Origin of the sequence: Micromonospora echinospora, from assembly GCF_900091495.1 — a bacterium.
Lineage (GTDB): Bacteria > Actinomycetota > Actinomycetes > Mycobacteriales > Micromonosporaceae > Micromonospora > Micromonospora echinospora.
In genome coordinates, this window is the sequence record NZ_LT607413.1 from 1,510,590 (window position 1) to 1,532,375 (window position 21,786).

Sequence of the window (21,786 nt, forward strand, 5' to 3'; positions counted from 1 at the left end):
CCTCCCGCAGGCGTCGAACGCCGGCTCAGGGCACTACGCGGACCCCGGGCCAGCGCTCGGCGGGGGAATCGCGGGCTAGGAGAGGTTCAGGCGGGCCGATCTCCAACTCACGGTAGTCGTGATCAATCAGCCCGCAGATCTTGCCTTGGCGCACCAGGCCCGCTGGCAGGTGGGAGCCGGCAGGCTGGACCGACCACACAGGTCAAACTCCCTAGCGTGACCATTTTGCCACTTTGTGCATCATGGGCGGCGGCATCATCGATCTTCGATGGGCTGCCGATCGCTCGGCGTCGGCGGCACGTCAGGACACAAAGCCATGCACCGCCATCACGGTTGCGCTCACGGGGAGGTCCACAATGAATCAGTCCTGCATGCACGTCTGCCAACACGTCCCTAGATCGATCGACGGCAGTGGAGAGTTGCGCGCTAGGAGCATGGGATGAGCCTGGCTTGGAACGATGGCCGCCGCTGGCGTCGAGCGTTCGCCTACGCGGTTGCCATGATGATGGCTTTCGGCTTCTGGATCGTGCCCGCTCAACCGGCCGCAGCGGCGTTCTCGGCACCGACGGCAGTGGGTGTGGGAGCGCCGGGCGACGCCAGGGTGTGGGAGGCGATCGCTACCACCGCTGGGTCCCTGATCCGGGCACGGAACTATCGCGTAGGTCTTCCTGGCGCCAATGTCGACGCCCAGCGTTGGCAGTGGGAACGCGTAGCGTCCAGCACGACTGCGGGAATCACCTTCCGCATCCGCAACGTGGCGAGTTCACGCTGCCTCGATCGGACCTCGGCGGGTCTGGTGATCAACGACTGCAGCACGGCCAATTCACAGCGGTGGCGTGCCCCACTCGACAATCCATACGGTGGGTGGACGTTGGTGAACGTCGGCAATTCGCAGTGCTTGGCCACGCTTAACGACCCCAACTCTGGGGCGTCGATGACAACGGCCGTCTGCAACGGCAGCGCGTTACAACGTTGGAAGCTCAGGCCTGCTCCTCATGACTGTACCGTCCGTAGTAGCGACTGGACGATGACAGAGGTGTGCACCATCCAAAGCAGCGGTCGCATGCGGGGCCTGTTCACGAACTGGCATCACTACCCGCTGAGCATGGCGTGGCTTGACCCTGAGCTCTACGTACTCAGCAACACTGTGAGGAACTACACGCAGTTGAGGCCGCTCAAGCCCGACGGCAGCCAGGGCTCCACTGGGGTGGAGTTCGGCCTACGCGCTGATCGGAGTGTCCAGCCAACAGGCAGTGTTTCTTACGGGGCCTACTGGATGGAGTGGGACGCCAACTCCGGTACAGAGCAATACCACGAACTGAGCCCTGTGCAGGCACCTCTGTCCCACACCGCTGACGAACGCAACCACACGTTCATGCTGCTTGGCAATGGCGACGCTGGCCAGTGGGATCTGCTGTACGACTACAACACTGTTGCTACCACCGCACTCCAGGCAGGCGGCTCGACGCGGTTGTCCCGCTCTGGCACTGCCATCCGGTATCCACGCGCGGTGACGGCCAGCCAACCATTCGGGTACAGGACCCAGTTGCTGGATGGAAACCAGGTGTGGCGCTTGCCCTACCTCAGCGACATCGGTTTGGCTGAGCCGAAGAAGTGCGACACCCCACCGCGCTACGAGGACTGGATCTACGACGTGGTGAACCTTCCCCCGAACTGCATTACCTCCTCCTATAAGGCGGTAGCCGGTGCCACGTCCACCGATCCGCCCGTGCTTGACTCATTCGGTGTCGGCAAGCCAGGTACCGCAGCTGCCACGGCCGCCGGGCCACCTCCATCTTCGGCACCGGCGGCCGCAATTCACAACGGTGTTGACCAGCGTACTTTGGCTGACTGCCTGATGAGTGGTTCGACTGACTGCCTGGACCGCGTACCAGGACTGGCCGACTGCGTCTCCGCCCGGCTCGTCTGCAATATTAACAATCTCAACAACCAGCCGAGCCGTTCGGAGACCACGCCGATGACGGCCGAACAGGCACTTCGTGAGGCTGGAAGAACCTTCCGAACGGTCGGTGACGTGTCTGACGCGCTGGTCGCCACGAAGCGGGCAGCGGCGACCCCGCAGATCAAGGGGATTCCCCGAGATGAGCTGGTGCATGTGGTGACCTCTTCCGCGCGGGTCCATTCGTTGGCCGCTTCCAACACCAACACGTACGACGGCTACGTCGCCGTCTTCGACGCGGCGAGCCAACGCCTGCTCTACGCGTGTCTCGGTGTCGGCTGTCAAGGCCAGCGATGACTGCGCCTTTCGACTCTGCCGGCCACGACCATCTGATGCCCGACACCGACATAACGCAGGGGACACCATGAGGGACCGACCGATGAGAGTCCGCACGCTAGCGGTGGCGTTCACCGCCCTTCTCACACTTGTGACAGCGGCACCCCAGTCGCCCGCATCGGCTGCCTCATCCGTAAACGCGGCTACCGTCGCCGAGGGTGCTGAACTGGAGAAAATTTGTAGGGAGCAAGGAGGCGATCTGCCGTCCAGACCGCAAGGCTGGACGCCAACTCGTTTCGAGCAGTGCCACATATACGAACGCGAGATTAACCTCTACCGTGCGGACACGCTTGAGTACCGAGGCAAGATTCAGTTCCATTACTTGATTCTCGGATACGCCCAGTACGCCGAGCGCAGATTCGAAATTCTACTAAGCCTGGAAGAAGTAAAGATCTCTCCGCAGCTCAATCACGAGCTTGGCTACATCACCGTTGACATGAGCGGCTGCAAGAACGTGACGAACATCAACTGCGTAGGAGAAACATACCGATCGCACTCAATCGCCGAATGGCATGAAAGGCCCTACTTCAATCCAATCATCGCAACTTCAACCAACGACACCGGGACGGCACCCTACCTCACCGTCGACCTGACCGCCACAACGACCATTACAGTAGAGTACCGGGACGGCATAACAAACCAGTACACCGAATCGATCGCAGTCACCCGGGCACGCTACGACTCCGCTGGACAGGCTATCGGGAGCGCTCCACAGCACGGCTCAGTGTTCCGGGACCACGCCCCCGTTCTCGAGCTAGACCGCAGCGCGGGTAGCAATCACCGGCAAGAGGCGATACACGTTGACGACGCACTCAACTCAACCTACCGGACCTTCCCGAGCTTCCTCGGCAAGTCACCGCCGGGGAAAGTCGGCGGCCAGCCCCTGCATCGCCACATGGGATCGCGTTCCGATCTCAATCGGGATGAGGCCAGGAAAGCCTGCATAGCCATCTGGGGCCCCGAGTACAGCACTGGAGGGCTCCAATGCGACGAGTACCCCTTCGCGGTGACCTACGAGGGCGCGGCCACTTCCACCTCTGGCATCACCTGCGGCAACGACAACGGCAGCGCGCCTTCAAACCCCAACTGGAGCGCATGGCACGGATCAGCGCGACCGATCGACGGCACTCAAAATGGGAATGCCGGCAGCCTCTTGTCAGCCTTCTTCCGCACACAGAGGATCCTCAACTGCGATGGATTCCACGTCCGCGTCAGCGCCGGCCTCCCGTGACCTGAGCCGGAGACCTGCAGGGATAGGATCCACACACAACACCCACTGAACCTGGCGGTGAGCACCGGATACAATTTCCGGCGCTCACCGCCAGCGCAACAAAGGACAACAATGGCTGCCCTGAGCCGCAAGGAACTCCTCTTCGCTCCGCTCTACAGAACTTTGACCGTGCGCGACTACACCCTGCCAGACCAGGCGGGAACCAGTGAGGCCATCGCGGCAGCACAGCACCACGTAGCCGCATCCAACGGTGCCGAAATCTTCATCATCTGTGCGCAGGACATGCTGAAAATCCGCACGGTGATCGAGCTGCACAACACCGAAAGACCAGAAGCCAATCCGGGCGACTGGACGGAAAGACTCTTGTTCGAGCTTCCATTCCCTAGCGCCGAAGCCCACATGGGCGATGGCTTCGGCAACGCCGTCGTCATGGAGCTACCCCACCCGGGCATTTACAAGGTAGATGTTCTCTACCGAGGGCGCAATGAAGCGATTTCACAGACGCTGTCGATAGCTGAGGAATTCGCGACGATGCCTACCCCGCAGTCAATCGAGTGGAGGGAGCAGTGGGCGGGTATCGAGGAATACCGCATCTTGCTACGGCCCGCGTGATCCCTCTACGGCAACTCGACCGGCCGCTGCTGGTGTTGAACGATACGTGTTTTCAACAGGAGTTGCCGTAAGGGTTAGGGACAGCCGCTGCCATGAGCCGGGTCCGGTCTTGGTCGTGGGCCACGTCAACATTCGGGGCCGACGCGACCACTCCGTCCTCCTGTGCTCGGCTCACTCGCTGCTGTGAGTGGTGGCGATCGTCGCCTGTTTCGCGGCTCTTGCCTGGGCCGGGTCACGGTGCTCCGCCAGGGCCCGCGAGGCTGAGTTGCCGGATTGGATGTGGGGCATGGCGGCGAAGCGCCGTCGTGTCGCTGGGGAGGCCAGGGATTGCCCGGCTGGTAGCTCATGCCGGTGGCGGTACTCGGGTCTGCTGCACCGATAGGTGACATCTGAGTTGGCTTGCCTTGTCGGCGGGCTGGAAGGATATCGTTGTGCCCAAGCCGTACCCCCGTGAGTTCCGCGATGACGTCGTTCGGGTTGCTCGTGACCGTGAGCCGGGCGTGACGGTGGAGCAGATCGCGAAGGACTTCGGGGTGCACCCTATGACGTTGTTCAAGTGGCTGCGTCAGGCCGACGTTGAGGCCGGCGTGAAGTCCGGCACCACCAGCAGCGAGTCGGCGGAGCTGCGGGAGGCGCGGAAGCGGATCAGGTTGTTGGAGCAGGAGAACGAGGTTCTGCGTCGGGCGGCTGCCTACTTGTCGCAGGCGCATCTGCCGGGAAAAGGCTCTACCCGCTCGTGAGCGAGCTGGCCGCCGACGGGATCCCCGTGGCGGTGACGTGCCGGGTGTTGAAGATCGCTCGTCAGCCCTACTACCGGTGGCAGGCCCGACCCGTCACGACCGCTGAGCAGGTGGCGGCGTATCGGGCCAACGCGTTGTTCGACGCTCACCGTGACGATCCGGAATTCGGCTACCGGTTCCTGGTCGACGAGGCCCGCGACGCTGGGCAGCCGATGGCTGATCGCACCGCGTGGCGGATCTGCTCCGGTAACGGCTGGTGGAGCGCCTTCGGCAAACGCAGGCGTCGCGGCAAGGGCGGCAAGGCCGGACCGCCGGTGCACGACGACCTGGTCCAGCGGGACTTCACCGCCGACGGCCCGAACCGGCTGTGGCTGGCCGACATCACCGAACACCACACCGCCGAGGGCAAGCTCTACCTCTGCGCGATCAAGGACGCCTGGTCCCACCGGATCGTCGGCTACTCCATCGACTCTCGGATGAAGTCCCGCCTGGCCGTCACCGCGCTGGACAACGCCGCCGCCAGACGCGCCGGCCTGGACGGCTGCATCCTGCACACCGACGCGGATCCCAATTCCGATCCAGGAAGTTCGTCCGAGCCCTCAACCGCCACCACATGGCCGGATCGATGGGCCGCGCCGGCGCCGCCGGCGACAACGCCGCCATGGAGTCCTTCTTCGGACTCCTACAGAACAACGTCCTCAACCGGCGATCATGGGCCACCCGCGAGCAACTACGAATCGCGATCGTGACCTGGATCGAACGGACCTACCACCGTCGTCGTCGACAGCGGTCGCTGTCCCGGTTGACCCCCGTTGAATTCGAGACCATCATGCACCCACCGGCCAGTCAGGCCGCGTGACGGCCTGGCCCATCTCGGCGAGGATCCCGGTGCCCTGGCCAAGCTCGATCAGGTAGCCGTCCGGATCCTGCAGGTAGCAGCGGATCTCGACGCCGTGGTCCTTCGGCTCGGTCAGGAACTCGCCACCCCGGGACCGCCACTGCTCATAGACAGCGTGGACGTCCGTGACCCGGATGTTCATCGCGCTGCTCAGGGTGTTCGAGGCTGTCGGCGCCTGGGCCTGTACGTCCGGCTTGTCGTCGGTCGGACCGCCCTCGCTGTTGATCACAATGTAGCTGTTGTGGAACCGCAGAATCGCCGGCTGGCGGTCCCGCACCACCGTGGCTCCCAGCACCCGCTGATAGAACTCCCGTGACCGGTCCACGTCCCGCACGATCAGCAGATGCGTGAGCACCAGCCCGCCCTCGGGCTGAAAGTAGTCCGGCGCCTCGTTCGCCATCCACGCCTCCCCCGGTCCCCGCCGGTCGGCTGCCTACCCGCCTTCGGCGCTGGCACACTTTTCTCGCGTAGGTTTCTTCGGTCGGACGCTGCGCGGTGGTCGCCCGCGGTACGTCAGCAGCCGGGTGCGGCCTGAGAGGGCGTCTGATTCACGTATTTTGTGAGTGATGCGTGTTCAGATGTCTCGCCAGGTTGGGGTGGTTTCGTCGGTGAGGCGTTTGGCGAAGGTGTCGATCATGGCGATGGTGATCATGCTGGCGGAGTTGTCGGGTCGGGCTTCGTAGTCGCGGACGAGTCAGCGGTGGTGCATAAGCCAGCCGAGGGTGCGTTCGACGACCCATCGGCGTTTGACCACGCCGAAGCCCTTGATGCGTGGGTCCTTTGGCGTCGACGCCGACGCCGAGGGCGGTGCCGTGTTCGGCGAGCGGTTCTTGAATCCGGCGTCGACCCAGGTCTTGGTCAGGGTGGGGTAGGTGGTGGTGGCCTGGTCGAGCAGGTCCATGCCGATGGCGTTGTCGCTGGCGCTGGCGCTGGCGGCGGTGACGATGACGGCGAGGAACAGGCCGAGGGTGTCGGTGATGACGCCGCGTTCGCGGCCGACGATCTTCTTGCCGCCGTCGGTGCCCTGGGTGGCCAGTGGAACGTTGGTGGAGGTCTTCACGCTCTGGCTGTCCGTGATGGATGCGGTGGGTTCGATGGTGCGGCCGCGGTGATCGCGGACGAGGCCGGTGAGCTGGTAGTTCAGCTCGATGAAAATGCCTTCCTTGCTCCATGCGGCGAAGTAGCCGTAGACCGTCGGGTGGGGCGGGAAGTCGTGGGGTAGGTAGCGCCAGGCGATGCCGGTGCGGTTGACGTACAGAATGGCGTCGAAGATGTCGCGTAGGTCGTGGGTGGGGGTGCGGTCGCCGACGCCGGCCTCGGTGCGGGCCTGGGCCAGGCGTTCAGGCGGGGTGCGATCAGGGCCCACCGGGCCATCCACACAGGTTTGATGGACGACGGTGGGGGTGCGCCATCTCCGCTTGGCGTCCTGGCAGATTGTCGACGCGGCTGCCGCCTCACACCGTCGCCGCTGGGCTGCTGGCAAGCTCGGCTGTGCGGCGCATCGCATGTTCGGCCGCCGCAGGGTCGCGTCGCCCGAGGCCGCAGCTGGTCGCGATGTCCACCTGGCGGCCGACGATTCGCTCGATGAGGTTGCGAACGTGGACTTGGGCGGCGAGGTCTTGGCGCTCATGCGCGCAGCCGGCGATGAAGCGTGTCGTGGTCGGAAGCCGGAGCCCCGCAAGCGGCCGGTACCAGCGAGGGTTGACGGGCGGTGGCTCCACCGCAGCGGAGAACGGTGCGTGCACGAATTCCAACGGCCTACCCGCAGGCCACTTCGCCGCGATGGCGTTGGCAAGGCGCACCAGAGGGCCACTATCCCTCATCCGCGCCAGTGCCCGATGTCGCAGGTCTCCGACGCAGAGGTGGATGCCGAAGCGGGCGCCCTCGGGCGCCTGCCGAGCCAGGCCCGCGATCCCGCGTGCCAAGTAGCCCGCCACAGCCGGCTGACTGAAGCGCGGGACACTCGCCACGAAAACCAACTCGGCCGGTACCTCGATCTGGAACACCACCTGGTCCCCAGCCTCGGCATGGATCGCGCGGATCTCGCGCAACGTCGCATCGGTGAACGCCCTTCGATGCCGAATCGCTCTAGCAGGGCCCAAGGCGAACATCGCCACATTGAGATCGCCCGGCACGCCTACCTGGAACGGCAGCTCCGATCGGCCATGCGCCACGGCCAGCTCTCGATAGATCGGATAGCTGTCACGGAAGGCTGCTTCGATGCCCAACTTGATGTCGTCACCTCGCAACGTGTGGCCCCGACGCACCCTGAACATTGGTGTCTTGCTGTAGTCCGACCAGTCGCCGTCACGCGTCAACTCGAAGTCAGGATGAGTGCGGAGCTCCTCCACGATGTGCAGCACCCAATCCGGGCGGTGCGTCTCACCGTCGGGCACCATGTCGAGGCTGTCCCCCAACTGCGACAGAGCCCACTGCATCGCACCCCGAGGGCTTTCGGCCGGGATGGTGCCAACCAGATGCGTCCTCCGTCTATTCTTCACCCTTATCCCCTTCCTCCACCCCAACCGGTCAGCGCCCCGACCTGCTGGCGACCTCCAGCCGGCATGGCCGGCCCGGCCAGCAAGGCGGTGGAAGGTCGTCACGGCCCCGCCACGCGGCACGAGCAAGATCCAGCCGCAGTTGCGTAATCTGCATTTCGGCCGCTCATCGGATGAGTCGCGCCAAGCCGGCGCCAATGGTGCAGCTACCGATGTCGATGATATCCGTCGTGCGAGTCAGGTGATCAGGCACGCCCAGGGGAGGTTGGGTGCTGCCAGTGGTGAGTGCGAGTTCGGTGCCGCCGAGGTAAAGAGGCGTGGCAGTGCCAACCCACGATGCGGTCGGAGAAGACGTCCCGCGCCACGGCGAGCCAGAACACGCCTTGGCCTCAGGGATGCGGGTAGCGTCGGCGACCCGCAGCCGATTCGATGCCGCAGCGGTGAACTGTCGGTTCGCCAGGTCCGGAGCCGGCATGGCCTTCGGGATCTGGCCGAGGCTGACGTCGCCGTGGTACCCAACTGCAGCGTTGGCGCAGTCGAACGATACGGCCATGAGGGTCTGGCACGGCTTCGTCTCGTTGCACCGCATCTGTTGGATTCGCAGGTTGTCGAGGATGTGGACGGGTGAACAGCAAACTGACGGGGGCGATGCGGGACAGCGCGGCCGGGGTGCCGGCGTACGTCTCGTACGAAGGTCTGGTCGCCGAAGCCGGCCTGCGGCGGCGGCACCGGGCGACCGTCGCAGCCGCAGTGGTTCTGGTACTGATGCTCAGCGTCATCGTGGCACCACCGCTGGTCGGCTGGCAGGCCCGACCGGCAACGGTGGGGACTGTGGCCGGAGTATCCGGATCCCTGTCCTTGCCCGACCGGGTCGGTACCCCACAGTGGGGCGCCTGGTCGGTACAACGACGCCCGGTGCCCGCCGCCTCGTTGATCTTCACCGCCGAGAACTGGTGGTACGAGCCCCCGAGCCTGGGCTCGGTGGCGGCAGTCGCAGTGGGTAGCGACCCATATCGTCTGCTCTCCAACGACTGGGGCGGCCGGGCTGGCGAGGAGGTACTGCTCTCTGCCGACGGCGGCACCGTGGCCATGGCCAATCAGCTGGTGGAACTGCGTACCGGAAAGGTTCGTCGCCTGCCGTCGGTCAGTGGCACCGAGGAAACCTTCCCGGTCGCCTGGTCCAAGGATGGTGGGCGGCTGGCGGTTGTCGGCTTCGATGGCCGGTACGTACGGCAGCCCAATGGTGTCGAGGTCTACACCGAGACCCGGGCGGTGCTGGCAGTCTGGGAGATCACCACCAACCAGCTCACCACCATTGCCGATCTTGATCCACGAACCCTCTTCTACGGCTGGCTCGCGGCGTTCGGCCCGGACGGACGCATCCTCGCCTACCAGTCCGCGAGAACCGTTACCGTGACGACGGTCGACGGTGAGGCGCGGAGCCGGTTCACCGTGCCCGAGGGCACCCAACTCGCCGGCAAGGGCACGTGGACACCGGACGGCCGCGGACTGACGCTGGTGACCCAGCGACGCTGCTGTGACGGTGACCCGTACGAGTCCAGATGGCAGCTGCGCGTAGTGGATGCCAGCACCGGAGCGGACCTGGCGACGATGCCCTTCGCTGAACAGGCAGGGCTGGTCGCGCTACGACTGCTGGGCTGGGCACCGGACGGGGCAGCCGTGGTAGCCCGCTACCGCCCCGAGCCCGGCGCCAAGGTGGTCGGCTTCGGCGTCGAGGACGGCATCACCTACGGCGCATGGACAAAATACGAAACAGACGTGGTGGCGTTGACCAACGACGACACCCGACTACTGCTATCCGGCACGGGGGAAGCCATGCACGGGGTCGACATCGCCGACGACGCGATCGCCAGCGGCCGTACCCATCCCGGCAAACTGCCACCCGGCGGCATCGGGCCGCAGTACCGGATGTACATCAAGGCTTTCGGTCTGGTCATCGCTGCGGCTCTGCTTATCGCCGGAGCATTGCTGACGAACTCGATTCTCCGCAGAAGACGCCGCCGCAACAGAACAGTCAGGGCGGCATAGGATCCTCGGAATGGGACTCGGCAAGCTGTCGGTGGCTGTTGTCCTCGCCTCGGCTGTGGTGTTCCTTCCGCTCGTAGGACCGATCCGGGCGGCAGGTCCGGCCGCTCCCGGGCTTGGGTCGGTGCCGGACCGGTTGGCGGCACCGCTGTGGGGCACCGACTCGGTGCGGAAACGGCCGCTGGGGCGGGCGTCGGTGATCTTCACCTCGGAGTTGTGGTGGTGGGGTGAGGCCAACGGCGCGGTGGCGGCGGTCGGTGCCAGTAGTGACGAGTATCGGGTGTTCTGGGACGACGAGCTTGGCCGTGCTGGCGAACGCGTGCTGCTGTCTCCGGACGGATCGCGGGTCGCGCTGACGGATCAGGTCATCGACCTCGGCGACGGACGGAGCCGACGGCTACCCCGGATGTCGGGCGTGGCGACCATCGGGCCGGCGGCCTGGTCCCCGCAGGGAGACCAGTTGGCGGTGCTCGGGACCACCCGCGCGGACGTGGTGCAGCCGGACAGCGCGGAGGAGTACCGGGTGACCCGGGCCGTGCTGGCCCTGGTGAACCTGACCTCCGGCAGCCTCTCCACGATCGCCGACGTGGAGCCGCGCAGCGTGGTCGACGGCTTCGTGGTCGCCTTCGCCCCGGACGGCCGTCGCCTCGCCTACCAGTCGGGGAACACCGTCGTGGTGGCGGACGTGGACGGGACGGAGCACAGCCGGTTCGCTGTCCCCGACGACACACGACTGGCCGGTAAGGGGGCGTGGACCCCGGACGGTCGTGGCCTGACCCTGGTCACCCAGAGCCGCTGCTGCGCCGGTGAGGCGTACCCGTCGCGCTGGCGGCTACATGTCGTTGATCCGGTGACCGGACAGGACCAGCCCGCGCCTGTGCTGCCGGAACAGGCGAACCTGACGGCGCTGCGCCTGATGGGCTGGTCACCGCAGGGCGAAGCCGTGGTCGCGCGGTACCACCCCGAGCCGGCAGAGAAAGTCGTGGGCTTCGAAGCCGGCATCGGCATGACCGACTCGGTCCGGGTCAGTCGGGTCGACGTCACCGCACTACACCCCGGCGCGCAGCCACGCGTCCTGATCGCCACCCCGGTCGACGGCGTCCAGGCGCTGGACGTAGCGAGCGGCCTCATCGCCAGCGGGGCCATCCGGCGTGGACATCCACCGACCGGACTCGGACCGAACACCAAGATCCTGATCTGTGTGGTCACGCTCGCGCTGCTGGCGACAACCACCCTGGTGGTGGTCATGGTCCGGCGATTTCGGCGGCTCGGACCGGCTGGGAAGCGACAGGCGACGACATCGCGGCCAGGACCGCCGATTGTCCGGCAGCCGCCAGAGGGCACACGCTACGGCGCGGTGATGACACCGAAGGAGGCGGCGTCACCGCAGCGAGAATGCACCCGGCGCGCAGAGAAGGATCAACTGTGAGAACTGCACTCGCCACGCGTGACGTGATCGCCGGGCGTCGGCTGAAGCTCCTTCTGGCGGCCGTGGGGGTGATCGCCGTGGGAGTCCCCTTGGCGATGCTCGGTGCCTGGCTCGGCTGGCAGTCCGCCCCGCCACTGCCGACGGAGGAACAGGCGAGGGAAGTCACCGGCGAACTCCTGCCCGGAGCACGGATCGCGCAGGTCGTCCGGATCCCGAAGTTGTTCTACTACGAACACGAGGGAGCCCCGGACAGCAATCCGGTGGTAAGGCTCCTCATCGGCGATGACGACTACCATCTCGGCTCGACCGAGGTGCAGCTCGCCGCGCCGCTACCACCGACGGCGGAGACACAGGAACGGCTTCGCGCCGCCGGCTGGAAGGTCCTCGCTACCTCCGGCCCAGACGGTCTGGTCGGTGCCAAGGACGGCCTGCTGCTGTACGTCCTACCCGCGTCGGACTTCGCCTCACGCCCCGCTCCCACCCTTGAGATCGTCCGGGACGAACCCGTCCTCGCCCCGGCACTCAGCATTACCGGGCTCCTCGTAGGGGGCTTGCTGGGAAGTCTCCTGACCAGGAGGATCCATCGGCGAACGGAAACGACCACGCCGGAGGTGCGGCAGTTGGTCAACGTCGGCGCGGTGGTGAGTATCGTGCTGCTGATTCCGAACACACTCGCCGTTCTGACCACGCCGGTGGAAACCTACCTGTTCGCGTCGCCGGGCGAGTCGGCCTACCCGGCATGGGGTTTCTACACGTTCGTGGGCGTGCGAGGTGCTACCCACCTCGGCTGGATGATCCAGGCTGTGATCCTGGCGGTCGTACTCCTCGACTTCCTCCGTCGCCCCGGCGCGGTCGACGGAGGAAGGGACCGGCCAACGACCACGGGGGCACCGCAACCTTCGCGTCCCACCCAGCACTGACCAGGTCATGCCCGGCTGCTTCCGCTGCCGGCACGGAGATGCCTGATGGTGGAGTGCTCTCACCGAGGGCCGGAAGTCTGCGTGATCGTCGAACGGTTGTCGTACCGACGTCCGCCCACGATCGCGAACGAGTTGGCGGTTCCGGCCAGGCTGTAACCCCGGTGGCTGAGGTGGAAACAGAGTCGGCATGGAAGACGACCGGGCGAGATTCGTGGAGTTGTTCCAACGACATTACGGCGCCGTCATGCGATACGCAGCACGCCGGGTGGGACAGGACCGAGCGCCCGACGTTGTCAGTGAAGCATTTCTGGTGGCCTGGCGGCGGATGGCCGATGTGCCGGCCGACGATCCGCTGCCCTGGCTGTACGCGACGACACGTCACCTGCTTGGCAACGAGATTCGGGGTCGGGGCCGGCAGGCGAGGCTGGCTGCCCGGATGGGCGGGATCGTCGAGATGGTGGCGGCCGACCACGCCGATCTCATGGTCGACCAGGTAAGAGTGCGCCGCGCGTTGGCCGAGCTTTCCGAGGGCGACCAGGAGGCACTGCGGTTGGCCGCTTGGGAAGGCCTCGACGCCAGCGCGGCTGCCACGGTGATGGGGTGCAGTCGCGCTGCGTACAAGGTTCGTCTGTATCGCGCCCGGAGGCGGCTGGCGGCCGCGTTGGACCCCGTACCAGGCAGAGAGGCTGCGGATGCCGCGCTTCGCCCATTGGCTCACGAAGGAGGATCGTGATGACGAGCGACCGACTATTGCGCGCCGCGGATCCCGCCGCCGGCTGGCGCGTGGATCCGGAGTCGTCCCAGGCCCAGGTGATGCTGGCCGGCATCCTCGCGACACCGCGGGCCGGTAGCGCCGAACGGTCCGAGCCGGTCCCGGAACGGCGGCACGTCACCAGGCGGCAGGTATGGCGCCGGCGGATCGCGTTCGGCGGCGCCACGGCCGTGGCGGTCAGCGTTGCGATGTCGACGGTGTGGAGCGGCGGACCGGACGGGCACACTGCCGCGTATGCGGTCACCGCGAAGCCCGACGGGTCCGTGGAACTCACGGTGCGGTGGGAACAACTGGAGGATGCGGGTGCACTCGCGGCCAAGCTCCGCCAGGCCGGCGTGCCCACGGAGGTCGGGTCCGGCCCGCCCACCCGCTATTGTGCTGGTCCTGCGGAACGGGACCGGACGAGCGACGCCCTGAACAAGCTGGACCGGCGCGGCGAACCGGCCTCCCTCGACGGGTACCTGATGCGACCGCAGCTGTTTCCCGAAGGCAGCAGCCTGGTCATCTCGACCTACTCCGACCTGGCGACGCAGGTGGACTACACGCTGCTGTACCTCGCACCGACTGGTTCCACCTCCTGCACCATCAGCGGCACGCTCGGTAGCGCCCGCTTCACCGGACCCGGGCCGCGTCCCACTCGCTTCACCTGGCCACAGCCACGAGAGTGAGCAGGTCCTGCACCGTCTGCCGGACACCGGAAGAGGAATGTCGGGTGCTCCCCCGTCATTCCTCTTCCGGATCCGGTGTGGCGGGAGGCCGGCCGGGCCGGCGCATCTGCCCCACTTCCCTGGGGAGGCGCCCGGCGTCGGCGAGGGCCTTGCGTAGGAGGTACTCGATCTGGGCGTTCGTGCTGCGGAGTTCGTCTCCGGCCCAGCGCGCGAGTGCGTCGTGGACGGCGGGATCCAGCCGGAGGAGGAGTTTCTTCCGTTCGGTGGCCATGCGCCTAGGAGTAGAGTGTGCCCGCGTTGACCACGGGCTGGGCGTCCCTGTCGCCACAGAGGACCACCAGCAGGTTGCTGACCATCGCGGCCTTACGTTCCTCGTCGAGGTCGACGACATGGTTCTCGGCGAGGCGGAGCAGCGCCATCTCCACCATACCCACCGCGCCTTCGACGATGCGGGCACGGGCCGCGACGATGGCGTTCGCCTGTTGTCTGCGGAGCATGGCGTGGGCGATCTCGGGTGAGTACGCGAGGCGGGTCAGACGGGATTCGATGATCTTCACTCCCGCAGCGGCGACACGTACGCCGATCTCCTCCGACAGCCGGGCGGTGATCTCGTCGGCGTTGTCGCGCAGAGACATCTGGCCAGCGTCGTGGGAGTCGTAGGAGTAGCTGTTGGCGATGTGCCGGACGGCGGTCTCGGTCTGGATGGCGACGAACTCGATGAAGTCGTCGACCTCGAAGACGGCGCGGGCGGTGTCCTCGACCTGCCAGACGACGACGGCGGCGATCTCGATGGGGTTGCCGTCAGCGTCGTTGACCTTGAGCACGTCGCTCTCGTGGTTACGGATCCGGGTGGAGACCCTGCGCCGGGCGGTGAGCGGGTTGACCCAGCGGAGTCCGTCGGTGCGAACGGTTCCGGCGTAGCGGCCGAGGAGCTGGAGGACGCGGGCCTCGCCGGGCGCGACGGCGGTGAGCCCGGCCAGGGCAGTCAGGGCGGCCAGTACCAACAGGACGCTGACGCCGACGAGGCTCGTCACGACCGTGGAGTTCTCCTGCTGCACGCCGACGACGAAGGCGGCGACGCCCAGGAGGAACACCAGGACGGACAGGCCGAGGACCGGCCAGCCCGAGGCGTCCCGGGCGATGCGCTCGCGTACCTGCGGGGCGGGCAGGTCGAGGTGTTGTGTCACGTGAGACCCCCTCAGAGAAGTGAGGGCATCAAGTTAGCAATGTGATATCACTTTTACAAGCGGCCGGATGTCGTATGTCCAGGGAAGTCCCGCACCCGCCGGAAACGGCCCGGCCGGGACGCCACCAGGGGCGCCCCGGCCGGGGTACGACTCACGTCATGGTCGGCGACCGGTCAGCCCACCCGATCGGGCGGACTGACCGTCGGTCAGCCGCGGACCGATGCGTCGATCATGGTCAGGCCGGTGATGACCGCCTCGACCTCGGGCATCCCCTCGGCGTAGTCACCGTTGGCGATCCGCACCGACGCGGCCTCGTACCGCTCGGTCAGCAGGCCGTGCCGGCTCTTCGCCTTCGCCACGATGCAGTTGCCCACCGGGTCCCACATCTCCTCCGAGCCGCCGGCCACACAGTCGGTCAGGTGCCGCTGCCCGGCGAGCGGGTCGAAGGCGCCGTTACCGGCCGTGCACGACGCCCCCCGGGCAGGTGCGTTGCAGTGCGCGTACGCCGCGAGGGCGGTGGCGAAGGTGTCCTTGACCATGTTGGCGTCACTGTCGTCGCCGACGATCCGGCCGGAGCCGAACAGCGCCGCGTTGAGCAGGTCGTCCTGCATGAGCGTCCGGCCGAAGCCGAGCTGCGTGTACGCCTTGAGCAGCTTCACCACCCTGGTCACCTCGGCGTTGCTGCGGTGGATGTCCGACGCCTCGTTGTTCAGATCGTCGTACACCTGGCCGTAGTAGGCCGCCTGCCGACCGGCCAGGAAGTTGGTCATCCGGGTCCGGACGTCCGTGTTGACCTGCTCGTTGCCCGAGTAGGTGGCACCCGACTCGAACATCGGCTTGTAGACCGAGTCCCAGTTGTCGAGGTAGTCCTCCAGCCCGTAGCAGAAGGCGAACTCACCCGTGTCCCGGTACTCCCGGCAGGTCTCGCCCAGCGGGGTGGTGAGGGTCCGGACCTGGTAGTCCCGCACCTCGCTGCCCCACTGCACGCGCAGCCGCATCTGCACCCGCAGGCTCGCCTTGGTGATGTAGAACTTCGTGGTGGAGCTGCGCGTGATGTTGACCATGCCGGCGTCGTAGCAGAGCGACATCTTCGGCTTGTCGGGGTGGGCGTACTGGGCGAAGGCGAACACGCTCGGCGCCGAGGACAGCGCGATGTTGTTCGGCCGGCTCAGGTACCCCGGCGCGCCGTTGCACGGCTGGACGCCCGCCGGGTCGGTCAGCTTGCCGGCGTCCGGCATCGCCTGGTCGATCGGACCGAAGAGGTTGTACTCCTTGTCGTCGCTGTACTTCTTGCGCACGGCGGTGAGCTTGAGCCGCAGGTCACCGACCGCGTTCAGGTAGTCGGCGGTCAGCCCGGTGAAGAGCACGTTGGTCCGCTTGCCGTCGGCACCCGGCGTCGACTTCGGCTTGCTCAGCGCCCGGTTCACGGTCAGGATGTCCTGCCCGGTGGAGATGATCCGGGCGGTCTCGGTCGCCGAGACCTGCTTGGCGTAGTCCGGGTTCTGGAGGGCCAGCACGCCGTAGCCACGGGCGGCGAAGGACCAGGTGGCCGGGTTGGGCTTGGTCAGCGTACTGCTGGTGGGCAGCCCGTACTGGTTGCCGGCGTACCACTCCAGGTAGCCGAGCGCGCCGTTGGGCTCCCAGGTGTTCAGCGCCTGGACCGGGTCGGTCGTACTCCAGCCGGTGCTCGGGCCGGTCAGCGGGGCCCGGGTGGAGAGCGTCGTCGCGGCGGTACGGAGGATGCCCTCCGGCTCCGTGTAGCGGTCCCCGCCACCGTTGTAGCTGGGGATCGGCTGGCCGTACCGCTCCTCGTAGTCGATGTACTTGTTCATCATCAGGTTGGTGTCGTAGAGGATGTCCTCCTGCTGGCCCTTGATGATCTCGGCGCCCCACATGTCCAGCCGGGGCATGAGCCGCAGCAGTTGCGTCTCCAGGTTCGCCAGCTGGGCGTTCGTGGCGTTCTGCAACCGCATCATCTCGTCGAACCGGTTGATCATGTCGCCGTACAGGTTGGTCAGGCCCTGTTCCAACCGGTCGAACCGGCTGTGCATGTTGGTGTTCAGCGTGGCGATGTCCTGCCGGATCTTGGCCAGTTCGTCCAGCATCACCTGCTCCGGGCTCGGCACCCCGGAGAAGAGCGGCAGCACGCTGGTGATGGCGCCCAGCACGTTCCCGGTCAGGGTGAGGGTGCTCATCGAGAAGATGGCCTCTCCGAGACCCAGACCGGCCACGGCCGGGATGAAGTTGTTGATCGCGGTGGCGACCTGGACCGCCGCCTTGCCGACGCCGGCGGCGATCTTGCCGGCCCGGGGGTCGGCGAAGCCGAGCAGGGTGGAGAGGATCTCGATGGCGGTGGCCGCGCCGTCGATGATCTTCTGCCGCTCGGCCGCGAGGTCCCGCTGGTTCTGCTGCTCGGCCAGGGTGGGGCGCGGTGCGCCCGGCGCGACCGGGTACTTCGCGTCCAGCTCCTTCATCAGCGCCAGCGTGGCATCGTTCTGGGCGCTGATCAGCTCGAGCTTGGCGGCGAGCTGCTCCTGCCCCTCCTGGAGGTACCCGGTGCTGTTGGTCAGCTGGTCCATCAACGCCTGGACGTTGACGTTCGTGGCGATGACCGGGTCGGCCAGCAACTGGTCGGTGGTCGCGTTGGCGCTGATGTTCATACCGGCGCCGATGGCACCGTCCCAGGCCGCCCGGAACGCGCTGTCGATGCTGCCCCGCTGGTTGACCCGGCTCCAGATCAGGTCCTGGATGGCGTAGAGCTGACTGAAGGCGGTGTGCTGGAACTTGCTCCCCGCCACGTAGTCGGACGTCACCGCCCAGGTCTTGATGTCCTTGCCGATCGTCGACTCCAGCAGGTCCCGGATGATCGGCGCGGCCTGCGCGCCAGCCGGATGCAGCGCGGTCAGGTTGAGCAGCTTCATGGCGTAGTCGAACGCCGGCCGCTCCAGGTCCTGGGCGGTCAGGTTCTGGTCGTACCAGGACCGCATGGACGCCATCCGCTGGTGCAGCTGCTCGGTCGTCGCGTACGGGTTCTTCTCCCGGTACCCGACGAGGTCGGCGCTGAGCATCATGTCCCGCAGCCCGTTCGGGCCGGGGTTGTGCAGGCGGGCGTACGCGGTGAAGAGCCGGTTCTGCAACTCCTGGTTGTTGACCTCGACCCCGCCGGCCGCGCGGACCGGCTGGGCCAGGGTCAGCGAGACGACCACGGCGGTCGCCACGGCGACCATCCGGCCGAAGAAGGCTCGGCGGCGGCGGTTCCTATATCGGATCTCGGGCACGGCTGTTCGTGACACAGGTCTTCCCCCGTAGTGATGTGGGCGGGAACGAGTGTCAGGCACGCCAATGGGAGTCGGGTGGGATCCGGAGTCGGCACGGTCCCACTGGGATCCCACCGGCCGGTGCTACCGCTGCGGGCCACCGCCGGGCCGGAGGGTCCATCAGATGGACGCGTCGGGCCATCCGGCGGACGGGATCGGGCCGACCGGACGGTGCCACGCTACCCGGGAAGCCAGGCCCACGCTACCCGGGAGGCCGGGTGCCGGTCCCCGGGCACGGGATCCTCAGTCGACGGTCCGGCCGCCCGGACCGCCCGGCCAGGGAGCGTGTACGCGCAGCAGCGCATTCACCTCGTCCCGGGAGAGCTGCCAGCCCTGCTGCCGGGCGGTGGCCCACTGCTCCCCGGTGAGCGCCTCCCGAACGGTCGCCACCTGCCGGGGCGAGTCCACCGGGTCCATCAGGTCCGGCACGAAGCCGTACCGGGACCCGTGCCGCTCCACCGCCGCGAGCAGGGCGGCACCGTCCTCCGGTCGGCCCAGACCGGCCAGCGCCGCGGCGGCCGTGTGCACGATGACCAGCCACGAGGTGACGTCGCTGTCGCGTTCCAGCAGGTCGAGTACGGACACCCCGGCAGCCAGCGCGCCGGCCGGATCGGTCAGGTCGAGAGCCACCTTCATCGCCAACCAGGACGACGAGGCCTCGACGAAACCGTGCCCGCAGCGCCGCGCGACCTGCACGGACTCCGCCAGGTCGACCCGCGCCCGGTCGACCTGGCCGGCGATCCGGCGCAGCATCCCCAACGCCGACAGGGCCTCCGCCTCGATCGCCGGTTCCCCCACCTGCCGGGCCAGCGCCACTGCCGAGCCGGCATCGGCGATGGCGTCCGGGACGGCGGTCACGCCGGCCACCGTCTCGAAGAGTGCCCGGTACGCCAGGGCCAGCGCCCCGGTCACGGTGTCCCCCGCCTCGTCGGCGGCGTCGACCGCGTCGCGCATAGACCGGCCGGCAGCCGCCGGGTCACCGGCCAGGTACGCCAGCCCGCCCAGACCGATCAGCGCGCGGGCCCGTACGCCCGGCTCGGCGTCCGGGGCAGCCGCCGACGCAGCCTGCAACCAGCCGGTCCCCTCGACGATCTGCCCGGTCCGGTACCAGTACATGGCCAGGGCCCCGCCCAGCCGCAGCGCGTACCGGCCGTCACCGGCCGCCAGCGCCGAGGCGAACGCCAGCCGGATCTCGGCCTGCCGCTGCGCCAGGCCGGCCAGCACCACCCCCGATTCCGGGCCCCGGACCTGCCGCTCGGCTTCCTCCGCGTACCGCAGCACCCAGTCCCGGTGGGCGGCCTGCGCGGCGGCCAGCTCCGCCGGGTCCAGCCGGGAGCGGCCGTACTGCCGGAGGGTCTCCAGCAGTCGGAACCGGCGCGGATCGGTGCCCGGCTCCACCATCACCAGTGACTTGCGGACCAGCGCGGCGACCGGGGCCAGCGCCGGCCCGCCGACGACGGCCCCGGCCGCCGCCAGGTCGAACCCGCCGCCGAAGACGCTCAGCCAGCGGAAGACCCGTTGCTGCGCCGCGTCGAGCAGGTGGTAGCTCCAGTCCACCGCGTCCACCAGGCTGCGATGCCGATCCGGTACGCCGGTCGGGCCGTCGGCCAGCAGCGCGAACCGGTCGTCGAGCCCGCCGGCGATCTGCTCCACCGACAGCACCTGGCAGTGTGCCGCCGCCAGTTCGATGGCCAGCGGTAGCCGGTCCAGTTCGGCGCAGATCGTACGGATCTTCTCCCGGTCGCCCGGCCCGGGCGCCCAGTCCGGCGCGACCGCCGCCGCCCGCTGGTCGAACAGCTCCGCTGCCTGCTCGCCGGAGAGCACCGGCACCTCGAACACCGCCTCGCCCGCCACCCGCAGCGGCTCGCGGCTGGTCGCCAGGACCCGCAAGCCGCCGCACCGGGCCAGCAGCGTGGCCACCGCCGTCCCGACCGGGGCCACCAGGTGTTCGCAGTTGTCGAGAAGCAGCAGCAGTTCACGCGCACCGAGTACCGTCGCGAGCTGCTCCAGCGTCGCGACCGCCGGTAGGCCCAACGCCGCCCCGACGGTCTCCACCAGTAGCTCCGGTGCACCCAGGCCGGCCAGCTCCACCAGCCACGGGCCGTCGGTGTCCGGTCGGCTCCGGGCCACCTGAAGGGCCAGCGTCGTCTTGCCGACCCCACCGGGGCCGGTCAACGTGACCAGCCGGTGCTGCCCGAGCATCCGGTCCACCGCGGCCCGCTCGCCGGGCCGGTCCAGCAACCGGTTGACCTCGAACGGCAGGTTGCGGGTGCGCTCCGGCAGCGTCGGGGCGGGCCCGGTCACCGCAGCCGTCCCGGACGGGCCGGCCAGCTCCGGATCCTGCCGCAGCACCGCGCTCTCCAGGTGCCGCAACGCCGGCCCCGGGTCGAGGCCCAGTTCGTCGGCGAACACCGCGCGGGCGGCACGCAGGGCGTCCAGTGCCTCCCGCTGCCGGCCGGCCCGGTAGAGGGCGAGGGCGTACAACTCGTGGCCGCGTTCCCGGAACGGGTATTCGGCGGCGTGCCCGGCCAGGTCACCGACCACAGCCGCGTGTTCACCGAGCGCCAGCAGGGCGGCGTACCGCTCCTCGACGGCGTCCAGCCGCAGACCGGTCAGCCGGGTCACCTCGGGCTGCACGAAGGCGTACCCGGCGAACTCGGCGTACGGCTCGCCACGCCACCTGGCCAACGCCTCGTCGAGCAGGTGGAGCGCCTCGGCCGGATCGCCCTGCCGCAACGCCCGGACGCCCAGAGCCACCCGGCCGGCGAAGAGCTCCGCGTCCACGTTGTCCGCCGCCAGCCGCAGCACGTATCCCGGCCCCTGCCGGGCCAGCAGCTCGCCCTGCGGGCCGGCGTTCCGCCCCGGGTCGAGGGCCCGACGCAGCTGCTTGACGTAGCCGTACAGAGTGGTCAGTGCTGGTGCCTTGGTGTCCGCCCAGACCAGGTCGATGATCCGTTCGACCGGCACCAGCCGTTGCCGGGCGAGCAGCAGCACTGCCAGGACCGCACGCTGGCGGGTGCCGCCCAGGTCGACCGGTTGCCCGTCGACCGTCGCCACCATGGGTCCGAGCACCCCGACTCGCACGTCCACCACGTCCCCGCCACCTCCCACCGGTGCACACGATGCTACGGGCACCACCAGCGCCGCCTGGAGATCCATCAGGGATGGACAG

The 21,786-nt window shown here is 67.8% G+C and carries 15 protein-coding genes and 1 pseudogene; 9 read left to right on the plus strand and 7 right to left on the minus strand.

What is annotated here, in order from left to right; translation table 11 throughout:
• The first annotated feature begins 439 nt into the window (after positions 1-439).
• The 4 genes and pseudogenes from GA0070618_RS06745 (at position 440) to GA0070618_RS06760 (ending at position 5,738) form a co-directional block, all read left to right on the plus strand.
• A complete protein-coding gene (locus GA0070618_RS06745; RefSeq protein ID WP_088980872.1) occupies positions 440-2,257 on the plus strand; it encodes an RICIN domain-containing protein in 1,818 nt (605 codons plus the stop codon).
• Between the two features lie 67 nt (positions 2,258-2,324).
• Positions 2,325-3,527: a NucA/NucB deoxyribonuclease domain-containing protein gene (locus GA0070618_RS06750; RefSeq protein ID WP_088980873.1), complete on the plus strand. Its 1,203-nt coding sequence runs from the start codon at positions 2,325-2,327 to the stop codon at positions 3,525-3,527.
• A gap of 111 nt (positions 3,528-3,638) precedes the next feature.
• The gene (locus tag GA0070618_RS06755) at positions 3,639-4,139 is read left to right on the plus strand and encodes a hypothetical protein (protein WP_088980874.1); all 501 of its coding nucleotides are present in this window, start codon (positions 3,639-3,641) and stop codon (positions 4,137-4,139) included.
• A 431-nt stretch (positions 4,140-4,570) separates the two neighbouring features.
• Positions 4,571-5,738: pseudogene (locus tag GA0070618_RS06760) on the plus strand (IS3 family transposase).
• On the opposite strand, the gene GA0070618_RS06765 reads toward GA0070618_RS06760, so the two are convergent.
• The 3 genes from GA0070618_RS06765 to GA0070618_RS06775 form a co-directional block, all read right to left on the minus strand.
• Complete coding sequence (locus tag GA0070618_RS06765; protein WP_088980875.1) at positions 5,707-6,177, minus strand: VOC family protein; 471 nt, start codon at positions 6,175-6,177, stop codon at positions 5,707-5,709. The pseudogene GA0070618_RS06760 and the gene GA0070618_RS06765 sit on opposite strands and share 32 nt — an antisense overlap.
• Before the next feature lie 294 nt (positions 6,178-6,471).
• Positions 6,472-7,155 (minus strand): IS5 family transposase, encoded by a 684-nt coding sequence (locus GA0070618_RS06770; RefSeq protein ID WP_231931634.1) that lies wholly within the window; start codon positions 7,153-7,155, stop codon positions 6,472-6,474.
• Between the two features lie 76 nt (positions 7,156-7,231).
• Positions 7,232-8,215, minus strand: a complete 984-nt coding sequence (locus tag GA0070618_RS06775) for a uroporphyrinogen decarboxylase/cobalamine-independent methonine synthase family protein (RefSeq protein WP_088980876.1) — start codon at positions 8,213-8,215, stop codon at positions 7,232-7,234.
• 684 nt (positions 8,216-8,899) lie between these two features.
• On the opposite strand from GA0070618_RS06775, the gene GA0070618_RS06780 reads away from it, so the two are divergent.
• The 5 genes from GA0070618_RS06780 (at position 8,900) to GA0070618_RS06800 (ending at position 14,110) form a co-directional block, all read left to right on the plus strand.
• Positions 8,900-10,324 (plus strand): TolB-like translocation protein, encoded by a 1,425-nt coding sequence (locus tag GA0070618_RS06780; protein ID WP_094978000.1) that lies wholly within the window; start codon positions 8,900-8,902, stop codon positions 10,322-10,324.
• A 10-nt stretch (positions 10,325-10,334) separates the two neighbouring features.
• Positions 10,335-11,750, plus strand: coding sequence for a hypothetical protein (locus tag GA0070618_RS06785; protein WP_143740428.1), 1,416 nt, complete (start codon positions 10,335-10,337; stop codon positions 11,748-11,750).
• Between the two features lie 23 nt (positions 11,751-11,773).
• Entirely contained in the window at positions 11,774-12,670 is an 897-nt protein-coding gene (locus GA0070618_RS06790) for a hypothetical protein (RefSeq protein WP_088980879.1), read from the plus strand.
• A gap of 187 nt (positions 12,671-12,857) precedes the next feature.
• Positions 12,858-13,403, plus strand: a complete 546-nt coding sequence (locus GA0070618_RS06795) for an RNA polymerase sigma factor (RefSeq protein ID WP_088980880.1) — start codon at positions 12,858-12,860, stop codon at positions 13,401-13,403.
• Positions 13,403-14,110, plus strand: a complete 708-nt coding sequence (locus GA0070618_RS06800; RefSeq protein ID WP_231931635.1) for a hypothetical protein — start codon at positions 13,403-13,405, stop codon at positions 14,108-14,110. Before GA0070618_RS06795 ends, GA0070618_RS06800 begins: the two co-directional genes overlap by 1 nt.
• Before the next feature lie 55 nt (positions 14,111-14,165).
• Here GA0070618_RS06800 and GA0070618_RS06805 read toward each other — a convergent pair whose 3' ends face one another.
• The 4 genes from GA0070618_RS06805 to GA0070618_RS06820 form a co-directional block, all read right to left on the minus strand.
• A complete protein-coding gene (locus tag GA0070618_RS06805) occupies positions 14,166-14,381 on the minus strand; it encodes a type II toxin-antitoxin system antitoxin (RefSeq protein ID WP_088980881.1) in 216 nt (71 codons plus the stop codon).
• 4 nt (positions 14,382-14,385) lie between these two features.
• Complete coding sequence (locus tag GA0070618_RS06810) at positions 14,386-15,297, minus strand: SPFH domain-containing protein (protein WP_170107911.1); 912 nt, start codon at positions 15,295-15,297, stop codon at positions 14,386-14,388.
• A 206-nt stretch (positions 15,298-15,503) separates the two neighbouring features.
• Complete coding sequence (locus tag GA0070618_RS06815) at positions 15,504-18,515, minus strand: hypothetical protein (protein ID WP_143740424.1); 3,012 nt, start codon at positions 18,513-18,515, stop codon at positions 15,504-15,506.
• Between the two features lie 342 nt (positions 18,516-18,857).
• Positions 18,858-21,707, minus strand: a complete 2,850-nt coding sequence (locus tag GA0070618_RS06820; RefSeq protein WP_170107910.1) for a BTAD domain-containing putative transcriptional regulator — start codon at positions 21,705-21,707, stop codon at positions 18,858-18,860.
• Positions 21,708-21,786: the final 79 nt, after the last annotated feature.